This is a genomic window from Streptomyces sp. NPDC016459, assembly GCF_040632845.1.
Lineage (GTDB): Bacteria > Actinomycetota > Actinomycetes > Streptomycetales > Streptomycetaceae > Streptomyces.
On record NZ_JBEYCR010000025.1, the window covers coordinates 9,303 to 34,026 of the forward strand.

Consider the following 24,724-nt stretch of genomic DNA (forward strand, 5'->3'; position numbering starts at 1 on the left):
GTTCGTGCGGTGCAGGCGAGGACAGCAGCCCGCACGCCGAAGAGCGTGGTGAGCTGCCGCGTCGTGAGGTTCGTGCGGTGCAGGCGAGGACAGCAGCCCGCACGCCGAAGAGCGTGGTGAGCTGCCGCGTCGTGAGGTTCGTGCGGTGCAGGCGAGGACAGCAGCCCGCTCGGCCGGGGCAGGGTCTGCCGGCCGAGCGGGCCTCGACCGGCGTCAGCGGTCACGCATGTCGTCGTCCGGTGTGTCGGTTTCGATCTTCTCCTTGCGGACCTCGCCGGTCACGGTCTCCTCGTCGGTCTGTTCCTCGGTGGTCAGGCGGACGCGTTCCACGGGAACGGCTTCGGTCTGCACCACGGGCCTCTCCTCGTGGAGGATCACCTCGTGTTCGGCCTCGGTGATGTCGGTGCCGGACATGGCTGCGTCGCGGTTCTCGTCCGTTATCGGTTCGCGTTCGACGCGAACCTCCTCACGGCGTACGGGGACGGTCTGCTGGACCTCCTCGGTCACGACGTACTTGCGCAGCCTGGCGCGGCCGACTTCCTGGCGTTCGGTCCCGACATGCAGCTGCTCCTCGGAGCGGGTCATGGCGTCGTCGCCGGATTGCTCCATGCCTGCCGACCTCATGTCCGCGGAGGTGTCGGTGTCGCCGCTGTGAGCCCAGCCGCCGGTGCCGGGCTGGTTGGCCTGGCTCCACGCGGCGTCCCAGTCGATGCCGTAGTGCTCGTAGAGGCGGTGTTCTTCCTCTTCGGAGAGGTGGCCGCCGGAGTCGACGTCGACGTTGGGCGCGTCCTTGATCTTGTCCTTGGCGAAGGGAACCTCGAGGTGGTCTTCGACCATGGTGGCGTCCTTGATGGGGACGAAGGACTCGTTCATGCCGAACAGGCCGGTCTTGATGCTGACCCATTCCGGCTGGCCGGTGGCGTCGTCAAGGAAGACGTGCTTGGCCTCGCCGAGCTTGTTCCCGTTGGAGTCGTAGACCGGGTGGTCGAGGACCGACGAGATCTGGTCCTGGGTGATCATGTTCACTCCCTTTGCGTGGATTTCTTCCCTTTGGTCCTTTTTGCGCCTACCCCTCTGGGGCGCACGCAACCGCCCGTCCCGCCCGGCTTCGGTGATGCATGGGGCGGGCGTGATGGGAAAGCTGCCGGGTATGACACGCACACCGAAACCCGAGCATGGTGAGGACCGTGAGCCCACTGCCGACGGCGGCAGGCCCGGCGGCGTGGGCCCCGACGAGCAGGTCGAGGAGCGGGCTCCGGATCAGCTTTCCGACATGCCGAAACGGTCGTGGATGGCGGTGCTGCGGGGCACTTTGAAGGAGTTCAAGGACGACGAGCTCACCGACCGGGCCGCGGCGCTGACGTACTACGGCGTGCTGGCTCTCTTCCCGGCCCTGCTGGTGCTGGTATCGCTGCTGGGCATCGCGGGTGAGTCGGCGACCAAACAGGTCCTGGACAACCTGCAGAAGATGACACCCGGTCCAGCGCGCGACGTGATCAGCAACGCGGTCCAGCAGTTGCAGGGCAATGCCGGCATTGGCTCACTCCTGGCAATCGTGGGCATCGCCGTGGCGATCTGGTCGGCTTCCGGATACGTGGCCGCGTTCATCCGTACCTCGAACGCCGTCTACGACATGCCCGAGGGCCGCCCGGTCTGGAAGGTCCTGCCGCTGCGGTTGGCACTGACGATCACGCTGATGGTCCTGGCTGTGGTCAGTGCCCTGATCGTGGTGTTCACCGGCGGGCTGGCCCGCCAGGCGGGCGCCGCCCTCGGCATCGGTGACAGTGCGCTGACGGTGTGGTCGATCGCGAAGTGGCCGGTTCTGGTCCTGCTCGTCACGGTGATGATCGCGATCCTGTACTGGGCTGCCCCGAACGCCAAGGGCCGCGGGTTCAAGTGGGTCACTCCCGGCAGTTTCCTGGCACTGGTGATCTGGATGCTCGCCTCGGTGGGCTTCGCGTTCTACGTCGCGAACTTCGGCTCGTACAACAAGACGTACGGCACCCTGGCGGGTGTCATCATCTTCCTGGTGTGGCTGTGGATCACCAACCTGGCCATCCTTCTCGGTCTGGAGTTCGACGCCGAGATGGCCCGTCAGCGTGCGGTCGCCGGCGGGCACCCGGAGGACGAGGAGCCCTATGTCGAGCCCCGCGACACCCGTAAGTGGAGCGATGAAGACCGCCGTCGCCTTGAGTGATCTCTGTGTGGAGGCGCCGCGGGCGGGCAGGGTCACAGCATGGGGATCCTGACGGCGCTTCGAGAGGGATCACCAGATGACCCGGCGGATAGCCGCAGGGGACTGCGACTGGGCCCGCCAGCTCCTGCCCCCGGTCGAGGAAGCAGCCGAACACGCAGGTGAGCGCTGAGCCGTGAGCCGGACTGGCTGGCAGGCGGTACGGCGGCGCGACGTCCTGAGCAGCCGCTTGCTGCGCCCGCCCCCAAGACGCCGCCGTCCGCTCACGGCAGGTTCCAGGCTCCAGCACTGCGGCTGAGACGCAGCCAGAAGCGAGATCTGTGCCTGTCGCCCACGGTCTTCCCCATCCCCACCCGGGATCGACTGTGGTATCGGGCCCAGCGTCTGCTCCCTATCAGCCGACACGCTGTGTCTCGGCTGCCACCTGGGCGGACACGTTGGGCAGCGGGACGGTGCAGGACGCGCAGCGGCGGGCCTGGGCAGGAACCGGGCTGAGGCATTCGGTGGCAGTCGCGCTTGGGTGCCTGGACGTCCTGGTGGGGGGCGAGACGCTCGTGGAGCTTGTTGATGGGCAAGGACCACCAGGATGAAGCTACGAAAGCCTTTCACCTGGGTCTCCTCTGCACTCAGGCCCCCCCGGGACAGCCAACGGTGGCCGTTCCGCTCTCATCCTCGCGTGCCCTGCGTTCGCATCTTCGATGCCGTTCAGCGGCGGGCATGGCGGGCACGGGGACGCCGGTGCAGCGCAGCGGTCCGCGAGGCGAGGAGGAGTTCCTCGTACCGGCCGAGGGCGAGAACGCCGGCCAGGAGTGCTCCGGGTAAGCCGAGCGCGAGGAGGGCGGCGGTCGGCGCCGCCGGGTCTGGCATCACGCGCCGGGCACGCCGGTGAGGGCGGCGCCGGGAAGGACCTCGGCCAGGGGGAGGTCGAGGGCGTGGGCGAGTTCGCGCAGCTCCTGCTCGGTGGGGTGGATGGGACCTGCGGTGCCGTCCTGGACGAAGACTCTGATGCGTGGGGTGCGGATACCGGTGCGGTCCGCGAGCGCCTGCACACTGAGGTGCCGGCGGCGCATGGCTACTTCGAGGACGTGCGACAGGTCGGCCATTTCTCGCTCTTGCCCCAGTCCCTGGCCCTTATGCCGTCCGCGCCGGAGGACACCCGAATGCGCGTGAGTTACAGCGAGGCAGCAGACGAGGGACCTCCTGCGGCACCGCGGAGGCGGTTCAGGCGCCTCACCCCGTAAGACACCTGGGAGCGGGCCGAGGGGCGAGGCGAACAGAATTGCACTTGGGGGCGGATCTACAGCTGTACTACGTGTCGGCTCGGGCTTGTTTGCGTGCTCTGCCCGTGCGCGGCTGCGTACCGACGGGGCAGCTCCGCTACCTCCAGCAGGGAGCTGCCGTCGAGTCCCAGCCGAGTTCCATCGTTCAACCACGTCCTAAGTGCCTCGCTGGCTGGCCTGGGGCACGTGACGTCAACAGCACCGGCTGCATCGTGAGCCCGGGCTGGTTCAGAGCCAGCCGTTGCGGCGGAAGGCGCGGTAGAGGAGCCCGGAAGCCAGAACCATGAGGCCGAGCGCGAGCGGATAGCCGTAACTCCAGCGCAGCTCGGGCATGTGCTCGAAGTTCATCCCGTAGACACCGGCGACCATGGTGGGGATCGCGAAGATCGCCGCCCAGGCCGAGATTCGGCGCATGTCGTCGTTCTGCCAGGTGCCCACCCGCGCCTGCTGAGCGTCCAGGACCGAATTCAGCAGCTCGTCCAGCGACCGGACCTCTGTGTCGGTGCGGTTCAGGTGATCCGCCACGTCGCGGAAGTAGGGCAGCACCTTGGGCGGATGGCTCTGCCCGTCCTGGCCCGGGCCGGTCAGGAGCCCCTGCAGGACGGGGACGAGGGGCTGCACCGCGTCGCGGAACTCCCGCACCTCCCGCTTGAGGGAATAGATCGCCTCGGTGTGGTCCTCGCGGGAGGTGGAAAAGACTCGGTCCTCCAGCTTGGTGAGTGCGGCCCGTACCCTGTCCGCGGCATTGCTGTAGGCGTCTACGGCCACGTCGAGGACGGCATGCAGAACGGACAGCGGACCAAAGCGCAGCATGTCGGGGTCGGCTTCGAGCCGGCGTGTGGCTTCGGCGGCCGGATCGGCCCCACCGTGCCGCACGGTGAGCACGTACCGGGGGCCGACGAAAACCATCATCTCCCCGGTCTCCACCGCCGCCTCCGCCTCGACGTACCAGAGCGTCTTGAGCGCGACGGCCAGGACTTCGCCGAAGCGCTCACGCTTGGGACGCTGCTGCGCCTGGACCGCGTCCTCGACCGCCAGGGGATGCAGGCCCAGCTCTTTCGCCAGCCGTGTCAGCTCTGCCTCGGACGGGTCGATCAGGCGCACCCAGCCGAACTCGCCCTCACCCAGGCCGCGCAGCTGCTTCAGTACCAGCTGGCAGGCCTCCTCTTCCAGGCCGCATTCCACCGTCTCCGACCGGCCCGACTGCTCCTCGTACATCACGCATTCCATCCCCTACGCATGCTTCGACCCGCCGATTTCATGCACCACCGGTTTCCCCCCCCATAACCACCCGCGCAGGTAGAGCGGGCGTTCGGAGGGTAGAGGGCTCGGATGTCATTGCCAGGAGAACTGCTGTCCGAGTCCTCGGTGCGGGACGTCATAGGGTGGCTCGTCCACGTGATCGAAGCCGCCGGCGCACTCATCATCTTCACCGGCGCCATCTGGGCCTTCGTCCGCTTTGCCACAACCGCACTCCGCAGGCGTTCCTTCATCACCGAGTTCAACAAGATCCGGCTCAGCCTCGGACGCTTCCTCGTGCTGGGACTGGAGTTCCAGCTCGCCGGAGACGTCCTGCGCACCGCGGTCGCTCCCAGTTTCACCGAAATCGGCCAGTTGGCAGCCATCGCCGCCATCCGGACTGTTCTCAACTTCTTCCTCACCCGGGAGATCGCCCAAGAACGCGCAGAGATAGAACACGACCAAACAGAATCAACTGCGTGCCCCGCCGCCTCCAGGTAGGCAGGGGGACTCCGTTGATCCGGGTCGTCGTCTTGGCTCCGGTGTTTCACGGGTCGGAGGCCGTGATCCGGGCCAGCCAGCGGGAAGATTGGTGAATGCTCCGGTAGCGACCACGCCAAGGGGGGCGCCGGACCTGGCGCGCTGCCCGGTAGGAGGGGCCCTTCGGCTGTTGGCCCGCCCCGCCCGGCAACGGCGAGAAGATCACCGAGCTGGTCGGCCTAGAAGCCAAGCCTTCTCGTGCGGGCCGGGACTTCGTCACGCGAGTCCCTGCCCCGGGTCGTGACCATGTGACGGGGTGATCCGGTAGGGAGACATGACGCCAGTGCAAGGCACCCCGGCGTGTGCAGAACCCGGCGAGCCCGCTGAACGGGCCGGTCCGGCAGGCATCGATCCGTCGGTACGCGCGATGGTCATGTGCCGCCACTGGGCACTGCCGTGGAAACGGCAACCGAGGCCGCTGGACTTCGGCGTATCGGCAAGGCCGAGGGAAGTGAGGATCGCCTTCTTGATCGGCTCTACCTTGTATTCCCCCGGGCTCTCAGCACGTCACCCGCAGGGGCGAACCCTCTGGTCGGGGGTGCTGGGTAAATCGGTCGCGCCTGGTGATCCACCTCCGCAGACTGTGGTCCATGGATCGCTTGGCGAGGATCGCGAATCGGCTGGTAGAGGTCAAGGGCGTCGTTGGGGTGTGTCTGGGGGGCAGTCGGGCGAGAGGTACGCACCGCTCCGATTCCGACTTCGACCTGGGCCTGTACTACCGGCCACCGCTCGACACCGCGAGGCTGCGTCTGCTGGCGGCCGAGCTGACCGGTGAGCCGGTAGAGGTCACCGAGCCGGGCGGCTGGGGACCGTGGGTGGACGGCGGCGGCTGGCTGACGATCGACGGCCATCACGTCGACTGGATCTACCGCGACATCGACCGTGTCCACCGCGTCTGGCAGCAGTGCCAGGCCGGGCAGTTCGAGATCGGCGCACAGCCCGGCCACCCCCTGGGGGTGTACTCCCACGCATATGCCGGTGAGGTGGCCCTGGGACGTATCCTCACCGACCCCACTGGCGAGCTTCAGGCCCTGCAGGAACAGACGCGTCTCTATCCGGAGCCTCTGCGCGAGGCGCTCATCGGCAACGCGCAATGGGAGGCACCGTTCATCCTGGCCGGCGCTCGCAAGGGAGCATCCCGCGGTGACGCCTTCTACGTCGCCGGTTGCCTGTTCCGCGCGGTTGGACTTCTCGTCCATGCCCTCCACGCCCATGCCAGAGGATGGGTGCTCAACGAGAAGGGTGCCGTGCAGGCCGCAGGAGGCCTCACTGCTGCACCTGAGGACTTTGCGGGACGGGCTCACGGGTTGTTTTCCGCGCTCGGTACGACTCCGGAGGCGCTCGCTGCTGCCCTTGATGATGCTGACAGGCTGGTCGCGGAGGTAGGTCGCGAGCTCACCAGGTGAGCAGTGCTGCAACTGTGGAAGTTCGCGATGAAGCCGGCGGTCCAGTTCAGAAGTGCACTGGCATCTGGTCATCCCCGGTCACCCGCCCTTGTTCAGGATGTCACGGGGCATCGACGCGAAGCAGTGGTCGGGGTCTAGGGCATCGTCGTGGGGCCCACAGCGACATGTTTCCTCCGCGCGGTCCGCCTGGTGGGTGATCTCCTCAAGGATTCGTGTGGCCTCTACGAGTGCCGTGCCGTGGACGGGCCACCGCCTCGGGCGGTCGGCATGGCTGACGCGCGCCATGTCCGTCGCCCGTTCGCAGTGGTGCTCAGCGTCCTGGATGTGGCGTCGGAGCCGGCTGGGGTCCTCCGGCCCATGCGGCGGGTTCAGGCATTCAAGAGCTGTGGCGGTGGCTTGTAGAAGTGCTGCGTATGAGACGAGGAAGTCCTTGGGGCCGGATGCTTCGGACACGCTGGTCGGTTCGGACGTTTCGAAGGCCTGCCGTTCATAGGTCAGGGCCCGGGCGATGGACCGCACGTAGGTACCGATCCGCTCGACGGTGCTGATGGTCTCGTCGTAGCGGTGCAGGATGGCCTGGGTGTTGCTCCACGGCTGTCGCGGGTTCAGCTTGGTGTTCTCCTGTTCTCGTTCGAGGTCCGCGCGGGTGCGGGCCGCCTGCGCAGCCAGTTCCTCGCAGCGGTGTGACCAGTCGCTCCACGCATCCTCGCCGGAAGTCTCCCCTGCGGCGGCCCGGGCCAGGTCGTGCAGCAGTTCCTGGGTCAGTCCGGTCAGGTCGGCGACCCGTCCGCGCGCCCGGTCGGAGTGCGGAGCGGGGGCGATCACGAAGTGGGCGGCGAGGCCGCAGCACACCCCGATGACCGCGGAGGTCACCAGATGGCCGATGTAGTCGATCCGTCCGCCGCCGCCCACGAACGCGAAGAGGGCGACGACCGGTACCTGGGAGCGCTGCCCGCCGAGCAGGTCGGCCCGGGCCACCACGAGGGCGAGAAAGACCAGGACGGCGAGGGTCCACACGTGGACGCCGACGGTACTGCCGAAGCCCGCCGCCACTGCCGTTCCGATGGCCATAGCCCCCAGATACTGCGCTGAGTCCCGCAGCGACCGGTAGACCGTGGACTGCAACGCCAGCAACGCGGTGAACGGGGCGAACGTGGTGACAGCCGTGGGCAGCAGCCAGGAAGCCAGACACCACGCGGCGGTCGCGGCGACCGCCCCCTTGGAAAGCAGTAGCATGGCATCCCGCGCTTCTCCCGGCTCCCGTATCGCCCCGCACACGAACGCGCGCGTGGCGCGCCTGCGGTCCCGGAACCACTGGGTTACCGGTGATCCCGCCGTACGTTCCGGCACGAGTCTCTCTGCCCTTCGTCGCTTTCGGTGGTTGTGCCCCCCTACCCGTCCCGGCGGCATGTACGTCCACGGGACGTTCGAGAGAACGGTCCACCCGGCATCGAGGAGCCCGCGAGCCGGGTATATGGGAGTCGCCGGAGTGCGACGGCTGCCTGCGACACCGTGGTCGCCATTCGGCTGCCCGGCCGCCGGGTTCTGCCCGCGCGGATCGAGGCGCCCCAGGAGCTGGAGGGCCCGACCGCCGTACGGGCCTCGGCGGCGGTGAGCAGGGCGAGGTGAGGTTCGCTTGGTAGGTGCTGGTGGCCACTGGACCATGGACCTGGTTCTGCCGGCCCTTGGTGACGCTGGGCTTCGCCCCCGCGCCCAGCCGAACGATTTCCCGTGCTGGTTCGGTGCTGATCTTGGTGGTCTGGAGGCGAGGAAGGCGCAGGTCCTAGCGCTGATCGAATGAGTTGGCGTACCACTCGATGGTGGTTCCGATGAGGCTGGCGGCGACGATCCGCTTGAGGGAGTCGAGTGGCGTCGGCGCACGTCGGCGCACGTCGGCCGGCTCGGCGGATCGAGAAGACCGGCAGGCTCGAGGTGGGCGTGGACGGCTCAAGACGGTCCGCCGGAGGATCCGGCGGACCGTCACGAGGGGACGAGGCTGTCGGTCAGCTGGTGGGGAAACTGTCAGGAGTGCTGATCCGGCCCTTGAGGAGCGCCCCTGACTCGGTCAGCACGTCGCTGCTGCTGTAGTTGCTGCCGTTGCAGGTGCCAGGCTTGAACGCGGCGCTGCTCTCGGGGGCGTCGGAATACGTCCAGTTCGCATAGCCGATCTTCAGCTGATCGAGCAGGTCCAGCCAGGCCGTCGTGCTCGCCCGGTCCATCGCTCCACCGCCGGTGGCGCTCACCGTGCCGAACTCGGTGACGAACAGCGGCAGTCGGGAGGCCGCCCGGCTCACCGCCGCGCGGTAGTTGTCCTTGTGGCTCGCGGCGTAGAAGTGGAACGCGTACATGATGTTGGTGGCGTTGACGGGATTGTTGACGACCTCGCTCTCGTTGGAGCCGTCCGAGACGCCCAGCGAGGACCAGCCGCGGGTGCCGACGATGACGACGGCGTCCGGGTCGGCGGCCCGGATCACCGGGATGACCTGCTCGGCGTAGCTCTTGATGGCCGTCCAGCTCACACCGTTGGGCTCGTTGGCGATCTCGTAGATCACGTGCTTCTTGTCGGCGTTGCGGGCCGCGACGGACGCGAAGAAGGTCTTCGCGCGCTCCAGGTTGAAGTTCGGGTCGCCGGGCGTCAGGGTGTGGAAGTCGATCATCGCGTACATGCCACGGGCTTCGGCCATGTCGACGAGGCTGTTCACCCGGCTGGTGAAGCCCGCGGGGTCGGTCTCGTAACCGCTTTCCTGCACGTACATCGCGATGCGCAGCAGGTCCGACTTCCAGTCCTTCGCCAGCGCGTCCACGGACGCGGTGTTGTAGCACTTGCTGAACCACTGGATGCCGTGCGTGCTCATCCCACGCAGCTGTACGGGGCGGTTGTACTGGTTGCACAGGTTCACGCCGCAGACGTGGAGCTTCCCGTTGACGTCCACGGGGGTGCCGGTGCCCGGGACGGGCGGGGGCTCCTCGCCTCCGGGCGGGGGCTCCACGACGGAGCCCGTACAGGCGACGCCGTTGAGGGTGAACGCCGTGGGCTTCGGGTTGGCGCCCGTGAAGGAGCCCACGAATCCCACGTCGGCCGCCGCGCCGGTGGCCAGCGTGCGGTTCCAGTCGAGGCCGACGGTGGTGACCGTGGAGCCGGACTGCGACCAGGTGGCGTTCCAGCCCTGGACGAGCTTCTGCCCGGCGTCCGGCATGGTGGTCTTGAGAGTCCACCCGCTGATGGGGTCACCCAGGTTGGTGACCTTCACGGCGGCCTGGAAGCCGCCCTGCCACTGACTGGTGACCGTGTAGTCGACCTTGCATCCGCCGGCGGCCACCGCCTCGGGGCCGGTCAGGGCCGTGAGACCCAGGGCCGTCGCGCAGGTCGCCAGTACAGCCACTAGGCGTCGTTTCATAGCGTTGCTCCTCGTGTGAAGTGTGGACGACGCAACGGGGACGTTCCCGAAAGGCGTCGTCCCGAGAACGGCCGGCCTCGCCCGTGAGCGGAGTCGGCCCCGGCACGTGCCCGTGTCAGGCCGGATCCCTCATCGTTGGGCCGGCATCCCGCAGGCCCGGTCGTTCAGTCGGAAGACCTTCGGGTCGTTCACGAGGCCGGTGGACCGGCCGTTGAAGCCGAACCGCACGGTGCCGCCGGGCGCCAGCCGGGCGTTCCAGCTCAGCGCCTCGGCAGTGACCCGGGGGCCGCTCTGCCGGACGTCGGCACCCCACGGGTCGGTCAGCCGCTGCTGGTCGGCGAAGGTCCAGTCGAGCTTCCAGGGTGTGATGGCCGAAGCGCCGGTGTTCTTCACGACGACCTGGGTGGTGAAGCCGCCGCCCCAGCGCTGCGAGGTGTAGGTGACCTCGCACTGCGCCTTCCCGGGCGCACCACTCCCCAGATCGTCCACGTAGGACGCGACCCAGACGAGCGGGGCGTTCCAGTTGATGGTGATCTCGTTCGTGGCCCAGGACTCGATGTCGTCGATGTAGCACATCGACGGTGCGCAGCCCCGCAGTTTGGCCTGCGCGACCGGGTCCTGGATGGCATCGTTCGGGCCGCCGGCCAGGGATCCGGGGGCGGGGTTCGGCAGAGCGGGGTCGAGCTGGTTGGCCCAGAACCGGTGGTGCTGGTTGCGCGAGTCCCGCTCGCCGTATCCGGTGATGTAGGACTGGTTCAGCGCGTTGCGGCCCAGCAGGTAGTCCAGTCCGCGCAGCACGGCGTCACGGTAGGCGGTCCTGCCGGTCAGGTCGTGTGCCGAGCCGAGGACGACCATGTTGTTGGCGACCTGGCTGTTCGAACCCCATACGTAGTGCCCGTCACCGGGCGCGTACGGAAGGCCGTACGCCGCTCCGGCCGAGTCGGCCGCGTAACCGTCGGCGGCTTCGGTCACCATGCCGCGCACCGTCGTGAGCTGGTCGGCGGACAGCCTGCTCGGCACGGTCGCGAGGTTCAGGGCACCGAGCCCGGCGACCGCTCCCCATGACATGCCGCCGCGCGGGAAGACCGCGTCGGTGTGGCCGTGCAGCGGGGAGCGCAGGACTTCCTGGCGGTACGCGTCCTCGCCGGTGGTGAGGAAGAGTTCCGCCGCTGCCCAGTAGAACTCGTCCCGCACGTCGTCGTCGGGGTAGGCGCCGCCGCCCGTGCCGTCCTGGGGATCGGCGAGGACGTCCGGGTGGGCCTTGGCGGCCGTCCACGCCGCTCGCGCGGCCGACCGGCACCGCGTGGCGAAGTCCGCGTCGTAGACCTGGAAGAGCCGGGCGCACTGGGCGGCGGTGGCCGCCAGGTTGAGGGTGGCCGCCGTGGTCGGCGGGTGGAGTTCCCGGGGCTGGGGGTCACGGTCCGGCCGGGTCGGCAGTCCCGTCCACTCCTTGTCGTGCAGCTTGTGGTGGGCCATACCGGCCAGCGGCTTCCCGGCGGGCACCTGCATCCGCATCAGGAACTCCAGCTCCCAGCGGGCCTCGTCGAGGATGTCGGGAGTCGCGTTGCCGTGTTCGGGAAGCCGGAGCCGACCGTCACCGAGCGGGCCGGCGTCGGCGGTCTCCTCGTAAAGGGTCCGTTCGAACGTGGACATCAACTGAGCGACGGCGATACCGCCGTTGACGACGTACTTGCCGTGGTCGCCGGCGTCGTACCAGCCCCCTGCCGCGTCGAGGCGGTAGTCGCAGACACCCGGCTGGCAGGGCACGTCGTTGTCGCCCTGGTTGGGGCTCACACCCACATGCCCGGCCGGCCGCGCGTACCGTTCCCCCACGATGTCCGCGTCGATCTCGATGCCGCTGCGGTTGTGGTAGAAGTACGCGAGCGCGTCGGTGCGCAGCGACGCGTACAGGTCGTCGCCGATGGCGAACGGCTCACTCTTCTGCCCCGCCACCGTGACGGTGTAGCCCTCTCCCGGCGACGTGACCGCGCTGAAGTCGAAGGTATGGACGTTCTGCCGGGAAGCGGTGTCCACGTTCGCCGGAGTGGTGGTGCCCCCGGCGAGGCGCGTCCCGTCGGCCGAGTCGAGCGTCCAGGGCAGCGGGCCGGTCTCGTCGGTGACGAAGGTCCCGCCCTTGGGGCCGTGGGTGAGGTACCCGACCTGGTTGACCCGGACCGGCGATCCCGTGTCCGGTTCGTACGGTGGTGGCGCGGTCCCGCCGCGCAGCGACACGTCATCGACGCAGAAGGTGAGGGCCTCCGCGCCGCCCCCGATCTGGAAGGCGAGCTGAGCGGCCTCGTGGTCGGCTCCGGCCGTGAAGGTCTCGGTGACGCGTTCGGCGGTCGTCCCGATCGGCTGCGCGGTGGAGAGTTCCGTGCTCCACGGTTCGGTCGCCATCTGCACGTTGGCGCGAATGGTGACCGGCACGGTGGATGTCGCCGTGTAGCTCAGCGTGTACGCCTCGCCCGCGACGAGGGTGAGCCCGTTCTGACCGACGATGGCGTCCCAGGCATGGGTCGTGCCTGCGGGGACGTCGGCGCACAGGCGTCCGTCCACGACCGCGACGGGACTGTTGGCCGTCGACCACCAGGGGGCGGTGCCCGCGGAGAAGTCTCCGTTGACGATGATTTCGGGGGCGTCGTCAGCGGGTTCGGCGGCACCGGCGGGCGTGACCAGGCCGGCGGCCACCAGCCCGGCGGTGGCCGCCGCGCCCATCAACACGCTTACACGTCCGGAGCGGCCCGGTCGGCGGTACGGACGAGGCACGGGGGAGGAGGGGGACTGATGTCGCGGCACACTGAAGTCCTTACGGGGAGGGGAAAGGCACGCGGTGACTGGGGCACCGGCGTGATGTCCGGCAGTGCGGCACAGCGAGTGGGAGCGCTCCCAATCTCGTGGTCCCGAGATGCGCAGTCAAGCTGTTCGACGGGATTCGCCACCGTCATCGGGTTCACCAGACGCCGGCCGCGACTGCACGAGACTCCGGCCCCGACGGGGGACCGCGTCCGGATCGAACACAGCGACACTCCGCGCCCGCACGGCACCTGGCGGTCCGTCAGGACATGTGGTCCGGCCCCTGTCGGGCCGTAGGATCTGGTGTTCTTGGGGGTGGGATCATGCTGAAGCGAGGTTCCGGCACACCGACGCTGGAGGAAGTGGCAGTCCTTGCCGGAGTGGGGCGGGGCACGGTCTCCCGGGTGATCAACGGCGCGTCGGGCGTCAAGGCATCCACACGCCGTGCCGTACAGCGCGCCATCGACGAACTGGGTTATGTGCCCAACCTGGCCGCGCGTTCACTGGCCGGGCGGCAGGCGGGCGCCGTCGCACTGGTGATGACGAAGTCGGACTGGCGGCTGTTCGGAGAGCCGTTCTTCTCGGAGATCGCGCGGGCGGTCGGCGACGCCTTGGACGAGGCGGGAGTGCAGCTGCTGCTCACTCTCGTCCGCACGGACGCCGAGCGGCAGCGGCTCGTGGAGTACCTTCGCGGCGGCCGGGTCGACGGGGCGCTGCTGATGTCCGTGCGGGCCGAGGACCGGTTGCCCGACATGCTCGCCGACGCCGGCCTGCCCACGGTGCTGCTCGGCAGGCGCTCGGGTGACGAGCGGGTGACCTACGTGGACGCGGACAACGTCGGCGGCGCGCGGGCCGCGGTCGGCCACCTGGTGGGCGGGGGACGGAAGCTCATCGCCGCGATCACGGGCCCGCCCGACATGTACGTCGCCCAGTGCAGGCTGCGCGGCTACCGGGAAGCGCTGGGCGACGCCGGGCTCGACGAGCTGCCGTCCCTGGTCGTGGAGGGCGACTTCACGGAGACCAGCGGGCGGCGGGCGATGGCCGGACTCATCGAGCGCCACCCGCAGGTCGACGGCGTCTTCGCCGCGTCGGACAGCATGGCCGCCGGGGCACTGGCCGCCCTGCACGCGGCGGGGCGCCGGGTGCCGCAGGACGTGGCGGTGGTCGGCTTCGACGACTTCGAGCTGGCCGAGCAGACGGAGCCGCCGTTGACGACCGTCCGCCAGCCGATGGAGGAGATCGGCCGGACCATGGTGCGGCTGTTGCTGGAGGAGATGGCGCAGCCGGAGGTGGCCTGGCGCCATGTGATCCTGCGGACGCGGTTGGTGGTGCGCGAGTCGGCCTGAGGCGTCCTCGCGCGCCGCGTCGGGATTCGTGACACCGGGTCGTCGTCGGTCCGGCCCGCCGTTCGGTGGGCCCGTAGACGTGGTGGGCCGGCCTGCTGAATGCCAGATGTCGCGTTGCGGGAATCGTCGAACAAGCGGGGCAGCGGCTGGGCGTCGGCGGCCATCGGTACCGTCCCGGCGGCACCGGCACCGGCACCGGCACCGGCACCGTCCCGGCGGCACCGGCACCGGCACCGCAGCGCCGGTTTCGGGAGCGCTCCCAAGCGGTCGGCGATGTGCCGACGCGCATCGACGGATCGCTTCGCCGTCCCTGGCCTGCCCTTTCGGAATTCGCTCGACGCATCCTGTCCCGATGGGTTGTCAGAGCACGGCGCCGCTCCTACAGTCCCCTACGAGCCAACGGAGTGGGAGCGCTCCCAAAAGCATCGGACGGTACGGCGTTCTCGCCGATGCCGCCCTGCCCCTTCACCCGCGACGCCGGCTCGCCGGTGTTCGGGCCGTCCTCCCCACCTGCCGTGCCGCCCCATTCGCCCCCGGGCGCCCGCCCCTCTGATCCGCGCATGCCACACCCCCAGACTCCTCGCCCGTCCGGCGGTCACCTGTCCCGGGCGGGCGAGGGTCGCATCACCGGACGCTCGCCGCACGAGAGAGACCCCGACCGCAAGATAGTCCCCACACAGGCACAGGAGACACCATGATTCGACGGAAGAAACGACTCGTTTCCCTGGCGGCGGTGCTCGCGACGCTGCTCAGCGGGATCGCCCTGACATTAATGGGACAGGGCAGCGCGCAGGCGCACGGCGTGACGATGACGCCGGGGTCGCGCACCTACCTCTGCTGGCTGGACGCCAAGACCAGCACCGGTGCTCTGGACCCGACCAACCCGGCGTGCAGGGCGGCACTGAACGAGAGCGGCGCGACCGCTCTGTACAACTGGTTCGCCGTGCTCGACTCCAACGCGGGCGGGCGGGGGCCGGGTTACGTCCCGGACGGGAAGCTGTGCAGCGCCGGTGACCGGTCGCCCTACAACTTCACCGGTTACAACGCCGCCCGTTCCGACTGGCCCCGCACGCACCTGACGTCGGGGAAGACGATCCAGATCAAGCACAGCAACTGGGCCGCGCACCCCGGCTCGTTCCGCGTCTACCTGTCCAAGCCCGGCTACTCGCCCAGCACCGAACTGGGCTGGGACGACCTGGAGCTGATCGAGACCGTCACCAACCCGCCGCAGACGGGCTCGCCGGGCACGGACGGCGGCCACTACTACTGGAATCTGAACCTGCCCTCGGGCCGCTCGGGTGACGCGGTGATGTTCATCCAGTGGGTCCGCTCGGACAGCCAGGAGAACTTCTTCTCCTGCTCCGACATCGTCTTCGACGGCGGCAACGGCGAAGTGACCGGTATCCGCGGCTCGGGCAGCACCCCGACCCCGACACCTACTCCGACGCCGACGCCTACTCCCACCCCTACTCCGACTCCCACTCCGACCCCCACCGACCCGCACACCGGGTGCATGGCCGTCTACCGGGTGACCAACTCCTGGAGCGGCGGCTTCCAGGGTTCCGTCGAGGTCATGAACCACGGCACGACGGCGCGTGACGGCTGGGCGGTGAAGTGGACGCCCGGCGCGGGCACCAAGGTCAGCAGTGTGTGGAACGGCGGGCTGACCACCGGATCCGACGGCACGCTCACGGTCAAGAACCTCGACTACAACCGGACCATCCCGCCGGAGGGCAGCGTCACCTTCGGGTTCACGGCGACCTCGACCGGCAACGACTATCCGGTCGGCTCGATCGGCTGCGTCAACCCGTAGCAGCTCAGGGAAGCCGCGCCGGTTCCCGCGTCACGCGGGGACCGGCGCGGGACGCCGGTAACCCTTCGGCGCAACTCCCGGTCAAGAAGGATGCCAGGCGCGGAGGGTGCTGGTGGGGCGGACACCTGGTCGCGATGCCCCAGCCACTCGGCCGGTCCCCGCCGGCGGCGGCGTGCTGATGGGCGTCCCGGCCGAGCGGGATGACCGACGGTGGAGCGTGACCGGTCATGTCCGCCGGGCTGTCGGTCAGGCCCACCGGGCTGTGGGTCAGGCCCGCGGGGCGCGTGGCTCCAGCCGGAACTCGAGGCCGAGGGTGCCCGGGTCGAGTGCGGTCGCGCCGCCGTCGACGGTGAGCGTCGCACCGTTGACGAACGAGGCGGCGGGCGACAGCAGCCAGGCGATGGCCTCCGCGACCTCGTGCGGCTTACCGGGCCGTCCGGCGGGCAGGACCCGGGTCACCTCCTCGTACGCCGCTTCCAGACCGTTCCCGCCCAGGCCCGCCTCGTCGGCGAACCGGTTCATTCGACGGTCGGCCATGTCGGTGCGCACCCAACTCGGGCACACGGTGTTGGCGCGGAGCCCCGCGCCTCCGTAGTCGACCGCGAGCGAGCGGCACAACTGGAGCAGCGCGGCTTTCGAAGTGGCGTAGGCGGCGTTACCAAGGCCGTTGCGGAGAGCGGACACCGAGGCCACTGCGACCACCGCGCCGCGGGCGTCGAGCAGATGCGGGAGCGCGGCGCGCAGGAGCAGGAACGGACCGGTGAGGTTGGTCCGCATGACCTCGTCCCAGTCCTCCAGGGTCACCTCGCCCACCCCGCCGCCCCGCCCGATGCCGGCGTTGAGCACCAGACCGTCGAGCCGCCCGTACTTGCCGACCACCGTCTCGACGAGCGAGGCCACGGCGGCGGGGTCCCCGATGTCCGACGGTACGGGCAGGGCGCCGGTCTCCTCGGCGACCAGCCGCAGTGGCTCGGGGCGACGCCCGGACACCGCCACCCTGTGTCCGGCTCGGGCCAATGACCGCGCGGTCGCGGCCCCGATCCCCGTTCCGCCCCCGGTCACCAGGTACACGCGCTCGTTCGCCATGCCCGCTGCCTCTCCCGTGTCTCGTCCGCCGTCCCCGTCCCGGTGATCTTAATGAGAGGGCGCCGGGGCGCCCCTGTGAGCTGTGACCTCCCTTCGGCACCGCCCGCCGATGTGCGCCGCAGGCTGCGGGAGGTCAGATTGGACGTATCCGACTCGTCGCACGGAAACGCCGACGGGCAGCCCAGAGAGGCAGGAGGAACCTGTCATGACGACCCATGTGAGGGAATCCGGCTCGAGAAAGACCACCCACGGCAGCGGCTGGCTGGTGTTCGCCGCCGTGATGATGATCTTCAGCGGCATCATGACGCTGCTCGCGGGCATCTCGGCCATCGCCGATGACGACGTCTTCGTCGCCACCGACGACTACGTCTACAAGCTTGATCTCACCGGCTGGGGCTGGATCCACCTCGTCCTGGGCCTCGTGATCGCTCTGGCCGGCTTCGCCCTGTTCAAGGGGGCTACGTGGGCCCGGGTCGTCGGCGTGGTGCTGGCGGGTCTCAGCATGATCGCGAACTTCATGTGGCTCCCCTACACACCGTGGTGGGCGTTGCTCTTCATCGCGATCGACGCCTTCGTCATCTGGGCCCTGTGCGTGGCCCCCGGACCGCGGAGCGACTGACGTCCGGGATCTCGACGTCCGTGGCCGGCGCGACAGGGGAACGGCCGCTGCCCGACCTGGTGCTCATCGTCGGCGTCGCCGGGTCGGGCAAGTCGACGGTGTCGGTGCCCGACCTGGGCGACTTCCGGGCGGAGGTTCACCCGAAGGGCCGCAACGGGCCGTGCGGCTGCCGGCTCGTGTCCTTCGGTGGCGCCATGAGGGTGGCGGCACCGAAGTTCTTCGCGCGGGCGTGGCTCCGGTCGCGGGACCCGGAAGAAGCGCCTTTGCTGGACTGGCGGCGGGTGCTCCGCCGCTCGCGGCCCCCCGCGGAGTGCTCTCGCAGGAGATCCGTATGGAACCTCAGCCCAGCAGGCCGGATCCCTCACACCGCATGTCGTCTCCCGAGGGGCAACGGAGCACGTCGGTGGATCCGCAACGCCGCATCACGGAGCCGGCGGCCTCATGAGTACGCCGCAGGGGGGTGACCGAAGCCGGTGGCTGCGCGCGCACCGCATGCGCCTGCTCCTGCCGCTCCTGCGTTCCACGGCCGTGGTGGCGGCGGCCACCGTGGCGTACTTCCTGCTTCCCCTCGGCCGTGACCTCGATCAGCACACCGTCACGGTGCTCGTCATGGGGCTGTTGGGAATCGGCGCATTGCTCGCCCTGCAGGCGGTCAGCATCATCGGTTCGTCACACCCCCGGCTGCGTGCCGTCGAGGCGCTGACCACCGCCGTCCCGCTCTTCCTGCTGCTGTTCTCGGCCACCTACTTCCTCTACGCGCGAGAACAAGGAGGGCACTCCTTCTCCGAGCCGCTCAGCCGGACCGACTCCCTGTACTTCACCGTGACCGTCTTCGCCACCGTCGGCTTCGGTGACATCGTGCCCGTCTCCCAGACGGCCCGGGTGCTGACCACAGTCCAGATGGTGGCGGACATCATCCTGGTAGGCCTGATCGCGAAGGTCATGGTCGGAGCGGTACGCCTCGGTCTGGAGCGACGCCGGTCCTCCCCGGCACCGGAACAGCGTGAGCAGTGATCCTCGTGTCCCCGGCCCGGAAGGACTGAACCGATGACGCCGCCGAGAGCCCGCCCGGCTCCTGACCGAGGTCCAGCGGAGTCCGTGGAAGCCGATCGGCTGCGCGACCTGTTGCGGACGCCCGCGTACCGCAAGGTCCTGATCTTCAGTGCCCTGATCGGCATCCCGATCTCCTTGGCGGCCTTCTGGTTCCTCGTCGGTCTGCACGAGCTGGAACACGTGCTGTGGGCGGACGTGCCGAAGGCACTCGGCTGGGACACGCCGCCGGCCTGGTGGCCGCTGCCGCTGCTCTCCGTCGCGGGGGTCCTCGTGGGGCTGGTCGTGACCCGTCTGCCCGGCTCGGGCGGTCACGTTCCGGCGTACGGCCTGCACGCGGGAGGCCCCTCGGCCGCCGCCCTGCCCGGAGTGGTCATCGCAGCCGCCGCGAGCCTGCCGCTCGGCGCCGCCCTCGGCCCCGAGGCACCCCTGATCGCGTTCGGCGGCGGCCTCGCCCTGCTCTTCCGTCGTCTCGTCCGCGTCCCCGCCACCCCGCAGAGCACCGCACTGCTGGGAGCGGCCGGCGCGGCGGCAGGCATCGCCGCCATCTTCGGCAACCCGCTCGTCGCCGCGGTCCTTCTGATCGAGGTGGCGGGCGTGGGCGGTCCGCAGCTGTTCGTCGTCATGCTCCCCGCTCTGCTGTCGAGCGGCGTCGGGGCGGTGGTGTTCACCGGCTTCGGACGCTGGACCGGCCTTGAGACCGGCAGTCTCTCCGTGCACTTCCCCACGCCACCCCCACGCCTGGACACCGGCGACGTGGTGTGGTCGATCGTGCTGGCGGCAGGCATCGGTGCGCTGGTGCATCTGGTGATCACCGGTGGCCGGCTGGCCGCTGCCTTCGTGGCGGACTCCCCGTTCGTCCGGACGGTGATCTGCGCGGTCGCCGCCGGAGGCTGCGCCGCCCTCTATACGGTCGTCACGGGTCGCACCCCGGTCGAGGTCGCCTCGTCCGGCCAGGCCTCCCTGGCCGAACTCGCCGCCGATCCGCACGCCTGGAGCGTGGGCGCACTTCTGGCCGTCCTGCTGTTCAAATCCGCCGCGTACGCCCTGTGCCTGGGCAGCCTCCGCGGCGGACTCGTGTTTCCCGTACTCTTCCTGGGCGCGGCGGCGGGCGTACTCCTCGCGCCACTGCCCGGCCTCGGGGTGATCCCCGGTGCCGCCGCGGGCATGGCCGCGGCAGCGACGGCCGCACTGCGGCTTCCGGTCAGCAGCGTGGCCCTCGTGGTCCTGGTCCTCGGGAACTCCGAGACGATCCCGGTGGTGATTCTGGCGGCCGTGACGGCCTTCGTCACCGCCGAGCTGCTTCCGCCCGGCCCGTCGCCCAAGCCCCGCCGCCGACGCGGTAAGGCTCCTGGGGGTGGACTTGTGCGGGCCTGACGGACGAGGGGGCCCGACGGCCGCGCTCAGCAGAACCATCCATCCCGCTCGCCGACCGTGCCGTTGGCGGCCTGGGCGGGGCCGGAGGAGAGCAGCAGGGTGGCGCCGATGGCGGCTGCCACCGCCGCGGTGCGGAGGGCGCGGACGGTGCGGGGTGCGGACATGACGTTTCCTCGCGTAGTCCGGCTCACCACGAGCCGTAGCCGCCGATGCATTCGTGGCGCACGTAGCCCCAGTCGTTGGGGCCGAAGTCGAAGGTGGCGGCCCAGCCGTTGTAGACCGGGTGGGCGCCGCGCGTGTGGCCGACCTTGTCGCCGTAGGACAGGGTGCGGACCGGGCCGGTGGGGCCGGAGGAGCTGTTGTGGTTGGCGTAGAAGCCGGCGCTCTGACAGGTGACGACCGCATGCTCCGGGACGACCGCGGACTGGGCCGGGGCCTGCAGCAGTGCGGCGGCGGCGACCGCGGTGGCACCGGTCGCAAGGACGCGCTTGATGTGCGGATGGCGCATCGACTCGTCGCTGATGATGGCTGGTGGACGCGTGTAAACCGTGGCTTTCTTGTCGTGCACTCAATATGACCGCGACGGGTTGGCCTTCGCTCGCGAGGCGAGCCGGGAGCCGGCCGGTCAGTCCGTGCAGCGAACAGCACGGCCGTGAGAAGGCGTTGTCGACCGGAATCGCACGGTTCACGGCTGACAAACATGTGTCATGGCGAGGACTTGCCGTCGCGAAGCCTTCACGACGGCTTCCACCGGTCGGTAGACCCGGGGCATGTACTTCCCCTCTCATGCTTCCGCCTTCTGGCGCAGGCGCCGGCGCCTCATCTCGGCGGCCACCGCCGTGCCACTGCTGGCGTCGGGCATCGCCGTTCTCCAGGCCCCTGCACAAGCCGCCCCGAGCAAGCCCGCCGTGTCCGCCAAGCCGTCGGCGACCCACAAGGTCACCCTCGTCACCGGCGATGTCGTCACCGTGACCACGGCGGCCGACGGCAGGCAGACGGCCGACGTCGACCGTCCGGACAGTGCCGTCGGCGGCGTCAAACTCCAGGAGGTCAAAGGCGACTTGTTCGTCATCCCGGACGAAGCGGCGCCGCTGCTCGGCACGGACAAGCTGGACCGGAGGCTCTTCAACGTCACCGACCTGATCGAGATGGGGTACGACGACGCGAAGTCGGCCGTGGTACCGCTGATCGCGACGTACGCCGGACCGACGTCACGCGCGGCCGCGGAGCCGACGACCCCCCGGGGCAGCAGACTGACCCGCAAGCTCGAAGGCATCAGGGGTGCGGTGCTCAGCACCGAGAAGCGGCAGGCGCGCACCTTCTGGACCGCTCTTGCGCCGCAAGGCAGCGCCACGCTGGGCGCTGGACTCGAAAAGCTGTGGCTCGACGGTCGCGTGAAGGCCACGCTGAACGAGAGCGTGCCGCTGATCGGCGCGCCTCAGGCATGGGCTGCCGGATACGACGGCAAAGGCGTCAAGGTCGCGGTGCTCGACACCGGCATCGACGTCAACCACTCCGACGTCGCCGGCCTGATCGACGGCACGGCGAGCTTCGTGCCGGGCGAGGGCGTCACCGACGTCAATGGGCACGGCACGCACGTGGCCGGCACGATCGTCGGTTCGGGTACCGCCTCCGGAGGCACGAACAAGGGCGTGGCCCCCGGCGCCGACCTGATCGTCGGCAAGGTGCTCGGAGGTGCGGAGGGCTCCGGCCAGAACTCCTGGGTCATGGCCGGCATGCAATGGGCCGCCGAGTCCGGCGCGGACGTGGTCAACATGAGCCTCGGCGACTCCTACCCGACGGACGGCAGCGACCCGATGTCGCAGATGGTCGACGCGCTGTCCGCGCGGTACGGCACGCTGTTCGTGACAGCCGCCGGCAACGCGGGGCCGGAGAGCATCTCCGCCCCGGGCGCGGCCGCGTCGGCGCTGACCGTGGCCGCCACGGACAAGCAGGACCGGCTCGCCTCCTTCTCCAGCACCGGCCCGCTGGCCGTCTCCGGTGGCATGAAGCCGGACATCGCCGCGCCGGGCGTCGACATCACCGCCGCCCGGTCGCAGGAGATGACCGACGGCGGGGAGGGCCTCTACCGCACCATCAGCGGTACGTCGATGGCCACACCGCACGTGGCGGGCGCGGCGGCGATCCTGGCCCAGCGGCACCCGGAGTGGACCGGCGCGCAGCTGAAGGAGCACCTGACGAGCACCGCGCAGGGCCTGGACGGCGGGTACTCGCCGTACGAGGTCGGCACCGGCCGACTCGATGTGGCCGCCGCCGTGCGCACCGAGGTCCGTGGCACCGGATCGCTCTTCTTCGGCAACTACACCTGGCCGCACCAGCCGGGCGACGTCGCCGTCACGAAGGACCTGACCTTCACCAACACCGGTTCCGTCGACGTGACGCTGAACCTGGCGCTGACCGATGGGGACGGGCCGTTCACCCTGGGAGCCACCGCCGTGACCGTCCCGGCAGGCGGCACCGCCGCCGTCCCGGTGACCGGGGACCCGCGAGCCGCGTCGCCGGGCCGCCACGCCGGTCATGTGACGGCCACGGACGCGGCGACGGGGAAGCCCGTGACCCGTACCTCGGTGGCGCTGCTCAAGGAGGAGGAGCGCTACGACCTGAACATCAAGCTGGTCGGCAAGGACGGCAGGCCCGCCTCCGGCTGGGTCGGAGTCAACCTGGCCGGAGACGTCTGGCCGTGGTCGGTCTACGTCGACGGCTCGACGACCATGCGCATGGCACCCGGCCTCTACACCGTCGCGGGGTACCTCGACGTGACAGGAGAGAGGGCGGACCGCTCGGGTCTCGCCGTGCTCGTCGCTCCCGAGACGGTGCTCGAGGACGGTTCGGCGGAGGTGGTACTGGACGCGAGCAAGGCACGCCTGCTGCAGACCGAGGCCCCCCAGCTCACCGAGGACCGCCAGCGCAAGGTCGACTTCAACGTCCACTACGACGGCCTCGACCCGTACATGGACTACCGCAGCGCCTATGTGCTGCCCCCGACGTACGACGATGTCTACGTCGCCCCGACGGAGCCCATGAAGCGGGGCGAGTTCATCCTGACGACCCGCTGGCGCAAGGGCGAGCCGCAGCTCGGCCTGGCCACGCCCGGCAGCCGGCTGCGGTTCGAGACACGGGTGCAGGCGGGCAGCGCCCTGGGCACCGCTACGGACACCCTGGGCACCGTCTACGCCGGCGACGGCGGGGCGGCCGCGTACGAGGGCCTCGGCGCCAAGGGCAAGGTCGTCGTCGTCGAGCGAAGCGACGACGTCTCGCCGCAGGAGCGCGCCGAGTCCGCTGCCGCGGCCGGAGCGAAGGCGCTCATCGTGGTCAACGACGGTGTCGGAGCCCTGATGGAGTACGTCGGCGAGTCGGCCGTCCCGGTCGCCACCGTGCACCGCGACGCGGGCAAGACCCTGGTCGCGATGGCCAAGGCGGGCAACCACAAGCTGACCATGAAGCAGAGCGAGTACACCCCGTACGTCTACGACCTGACCCGTGACTACCCCGGCCGGGTGCCGGACCGGGCTCTCGTCTACAAGCCGACGCACCAGGACCTCGCCCGGATCGACGCCCGCTACTACGCGGCCGCGGGCGGCCGCTCGGCCGAGGGCTACCGCTCCGACTTCACCCTCAGCCCGTCGCTCAACTTCCCCGAGCGCGAGTGGCACCCGGGCACCCGCACCGAGTGGGTGACCCCGGGGCAGGTCTGGAGGGAGTTCCACACGCAGGGTGTCGACGGACCGCTGCCGTGGTCGATGGTGTCGGGCGACAACACGTACACCAAGGGCAGCACCACCCGACTGGACTGGTTCGCTCCGGTGACCCGGCCCGGCCAGAGCGAATCCTTCGGCGTGTACAACTCGCGCTGGCAGAACCTCATGATTTGGAACGTGCAGGCGTGGGCCTCCGCCAGCGCCACCATGCGGCTCGGTGGCTATCTGCCGTGGGGTGAGACCCCCTCCCACCTGCAGGTCTTCCAGGGCGACACGCTGATACACGACAACCCGGTCAGCGGCGACATGCAGTGGGTGGAGGTGCCGGCCGGCAACCTGCCCTACCGTGCCGTCCTCGACGTGGAGCGGCCCGGGGATGTCTTCCGGCTGTCGACGCGCACCCACACCGAGTGGACCTTCATGTCCGACACCGTCGAGTCGGACTCCGTCCAGCCGTTCTCGGTGCTGAACCTGGACTACGAGCTGGAGGCGGACCTGCACGGTGACGTGAAGGCCGACGCGACCCAGCGGATCGCGCTCAAGCCCGTGTCGATGGACCTCGGCACCGTGCCGGGCACCGTCAGAACGGTGACGCTGGACGTCTCGTACGACGACGGCGCCACCTGGCAGAAGGTGACCCTGACCAAGGGCTCCAGCGGCTCCTGGACGGGCTCGTTCCGGACGGCGAAGAAGCCCGGCGCCTTCGTCTCGCTGCGCGCGAGTGCCGGGACGGACAGCGGCTTCAGCGTCAAGAACGAGATCATCCGGGCGTACGGCCTGCGATGAACCGGACTGTCGGGCCCCGGGGCGGCAACTCCCCGGGGCCCTTCCTCTCGCACATGCCCTCACCAGGGGCTATTCAAG

Annotated in this window: 19 protein-coding genes; 9 read left to right on the forward strand and 10 right to left on the reverse strand. The window is 69.7% G+C overall.

The genetic code is table 11. From position 1 onward, the window contains the following. Window positions 1-213 precede the first annotated feature (213 nt). On the reverse strand, window positions 214-1,020 hold the full coding sequence (locus ABZ567_RS30955) for a PRC and DUF2382 domain-containing protein (RefSeq protein WP_360796342.1): 807 nt from the start codon (window positions 1,018-1,020) through the stop codon (window positions 214-216). 130 nt (window positions 1,021-1,150) lie between these two features. On the opposite strand from ABZ567_RS30955, the gene ABZ567_RS30960 reads away from it, so the two are divergent. Then, window positions 1,151-2,197 (forward strand): YihY/virulence factor BrkB family protein, encoded by a 1,047-nt coding sequence (locus ABZ567_RS30960; RefSeq protein WP_360796345.1) that lies wholly within the window; start codon window positions 1,151-1,153, stop codon window positions 2,195-2,197. 702 nt (window positions 2,198-2,899) lie between these two features. Here the strand turns inward: ABZ567_RS30960 and ABZ567_RS30965 are convergent. The 3 genes from ABZ567_RS30965 to ABZ567_RS30975 all read right to left on the reverse strand — a co-directional run bounded on the left by ABZ567_RS30965 (window position 2,900) and on the right by ABZ567_RS30975 (window position 4,692). Further along, window positions 2,900-3,061: a hypothetical protein gene (locus ABZ567_RS30965; RefSeq protein ID WP_360796348.1), complete on the reverse strand. Its 162-nt coding sequence runs from the start codon at window positions 3,059-3,061 to the stop codon at window positions 2,900-2,902. Then, entirely contained in the window at window positions 3,061-3,297 is a 237-nt protein-coding gene (locus ABZ567_RS30970; protein WP_360796351.1) for a helix-turn-helix transcriptional regulator, read from the reverse strand. Before ABZ567_RS30970 ends, ABZ567_RS30965 begins: the two co-directional genes overlap by 1 nt. A 405-nt stretch (window positions 3,298-3,702) precedes the next feature. After that, window positions 3,703-4,692, reverse strand: coding sequence for a magnesium and cobalt transport protein CorA (locus ABZ567_RS30975; RefSeq protein WP_360796354.1), 990 nt, complete (start codon window positions 4,690-4,692; stop codon window positions 3,703-3,705). A 114-nt stretch (window positions 4,693-4,806) separates the two neighbouring features. On the opposite strand from ABZ567_RS30975, the gene ABZ567_RS30980 reads away from it, so the two are divergent. After that, complete coding sequence (locus tag ABZ567_RS30980) at window positions 4,807-5,214, forward strand: DUF1622 domain-containing protein (RefSeq protein WP_360796357.1); 408 nt, start codon at window positions 4,807-4,809, stop codon at window positions 5,212-5,214. A gap of 629 nt (window positions 5,215-5,843) precedes the next feature. Continuing rightward, window positions 5,844-6,659, forward strand: a complete 816-nt coding sequence (locus ABZ567_RS30985) for a nucleotidyltransferase domain-containing protein (RefSeq protein WP_360796360.1) — start codon at window positions 5,844-5,846, stop codon at window positions 6,657-6,659. A 78-nt stretch (window positions 6,660-6,737) separates the two neighbouring features. Here ABZ567_RS30985 and ABZ567_RS30990 read toward each other — a convergent pair whose 3' ends face one another. The 3 genes from ABZ567_RS30990 to ABZ567_RS31000 all read right to left on the reverse strand — a co-directional run bounded on the left by ABZ567_RS30990 (window position 6,738) and on the right by ABZ567_RS31000 (window position 12,772). Further along, complete coding sequence (locus ABZ567_RS30990) at window positions 6,738-7,895, reverse strand: aromatic acid exporter family protein (RefSeq protein WP_360796362.1); 1,158 nt, start codon at window positions 7,893-7,895, stop codon at window positions 6,738-6,740. 767 nt (window positions 7,896-8,662) lie between these two features. Beyond that, a complete protein-coding gene (locus ABZ567_RS30995; RefSeq protein WP_360796365.1) occupies window positions 8,663-10,057 on the reverse strand; it encodes a cellulase family glycosylhydrolase in 1,395 nt (464 codons plus the stop codon). 129 nt (window positions 10,058-10,186) lie between these two features. Beyond that, the gene (locus ABZ567_RS31000; RefSeq protein WP_360796429.1) at window positions 10,187-12,772 is read right to left on the reverse strand and encodes a glycoside hydrolase family 9 protein; all 2,586 of its coding nucleotides are present in this window, start codon (window positions 12,770-12,772) and stop codon (window positions 10,187-10,189) included. Between the two features lie 401 nt (window positions 12,773-13,173). On the opposite strand from ABZ567_RS31000, the gene ABZ567_RS31005 reads away from it, so the two are divergent. Together ABZ567_RS31005 and ABZ567_RS31010 are read left to right on the forward strand one after the other, a co-directional pair. Continuing rightward, window positions 13,174-14,196, forward strand: a complete 1,023-nt coding sequence (locus tag ABZ567_RS31005; RefSeq protein WP_360796368.1) for a LacI family DNA-binding transcriptional regulator — start codon at window positions 13,174-13,176, stop codon at window positions 14,194-14,196. 694 nt (window positions 14,197-14,890) lie between these two features. Then, window positions 14,891-16,009 carry a lytic polysaccharide monooxygenase gene (locus tag ABZ567_RS31010; RefSeq protein ID WP_360796370.1) on the forward strand — a complete coding sequence of 373 codons (1,119 nt, stop codon included), beginning with the start codon at window positions 14,891-14,893 and terminating at the stop codon, window positions 16,007-16,009. Between the two features lie 267 nt (window positions 16,010-16,276). Here ABZ567_RS31010 and ABZ567_RS31015 read toward each other — a convergent pair whose 3' ends face one another. Then, on the reverse strand, window positions 16,277-17,095 hold the full coding sequence (locus ABZ567_RS31015) for an SDR family oxidoreductase (RefSeq protein WP_360796373.1): 819 nt from the start codon (window positions 17,093-17,095) through the stop codon (window positions 16,277-16,279). A 205-nt stretch (window positions 17,096-17,300) separates the two neighbouring features. On the opposite strand from ABZ567_RS31015, the gene ABZ567_RS31020 reads away from it, so the two are divergent. The 3 genes from ABZ567_RS31020 (at window position 17,301) to ABZ567_RS31030 (ending at window position 20,141) form a co-directional block, all read left to right on the forward strand. After that, complete coding sequence (locus ABZ567_RS31020; protein WP_360796376.1) at window positions 17,301-17,714, forward strand: hypothetical protein; 414 nt, start codon at window positions 17,301-17,303, stop codon at window positions 17,712-17,714. A 441-nt stretch (window positions 17,715-18,155) separates the two neighbouring features. Then, window positions 18,156-18,728, forward strand: coding sequence for a potassium channel family protein (locus ABZ567_RS31025; protein WP_360796379.1), 573 nt, complete (start codon window positions 18,156-18,158; stop codon window positions 18,726-18,728). Window positions 18,729-18,761: 33 nt separating this feature from the next. Beyond that, window positions 18,762-20,141 carry a chloride channel protein gene (locus ABZ567_RS31030; protein WP_360796382.1) on the forward strand — a complete coding sequence of 460 codons (1,380 nt, stop codon included), beginning with the start codon at window positions 18,762-18,764 and terminating at the stop codon, window positions 20,139-20,141. A 26-nt stretch (window positions 20,142-20,167) separates the two neighbouring features. On the opposite strand, the gene ABZ567_RS31035 is transcribed toward ABZ567_RS31030, so the two are convergent. Both ABZ567_RS31035 and ABZ567_RS31040 read right to left on the reverse strand, forming a co-directional pair. Beyond that, window positions 20,168-20,305, reverse strand: coding sequence for a hypothetical protein (locus ABZ567_RS31035; protein ID WP_360796385.1), 138 nt, complete (start codon window positions 20,303-20,305; stop codon window positions 20,168-20,170). Between the two features lie 23 nt (window positions 20,306-20,328). Next, window positions 20,329-20,649, reverse strand: coding sequence for a hypothetical protein (locus ABZ567_RS31040; protein ID WP_360796388.1), 321 nt, complete (start codon window positions 20,647-20,649; stop codon window positions 20,329-20,331). 262 nt (window positions 20,650-20,911) lie between these two features. On the opposite strand from ABZ567_RS31040, the gene ABZ567_RS31045 reads away from it, so the two are divergent. Continuing rightward, complete coding sequence (locus tag ABZ567_RS31045) at window positions 20,912-24,646, forward strand: S8 family serine peptidase (protein WP_360796390.1); 3,735 nt, start codon at window positions 20,912-20,914, stop codon at window positions 24,644-24,646. Window positions 24,647-24,724 lie beyond the last annotated feature (78 nt).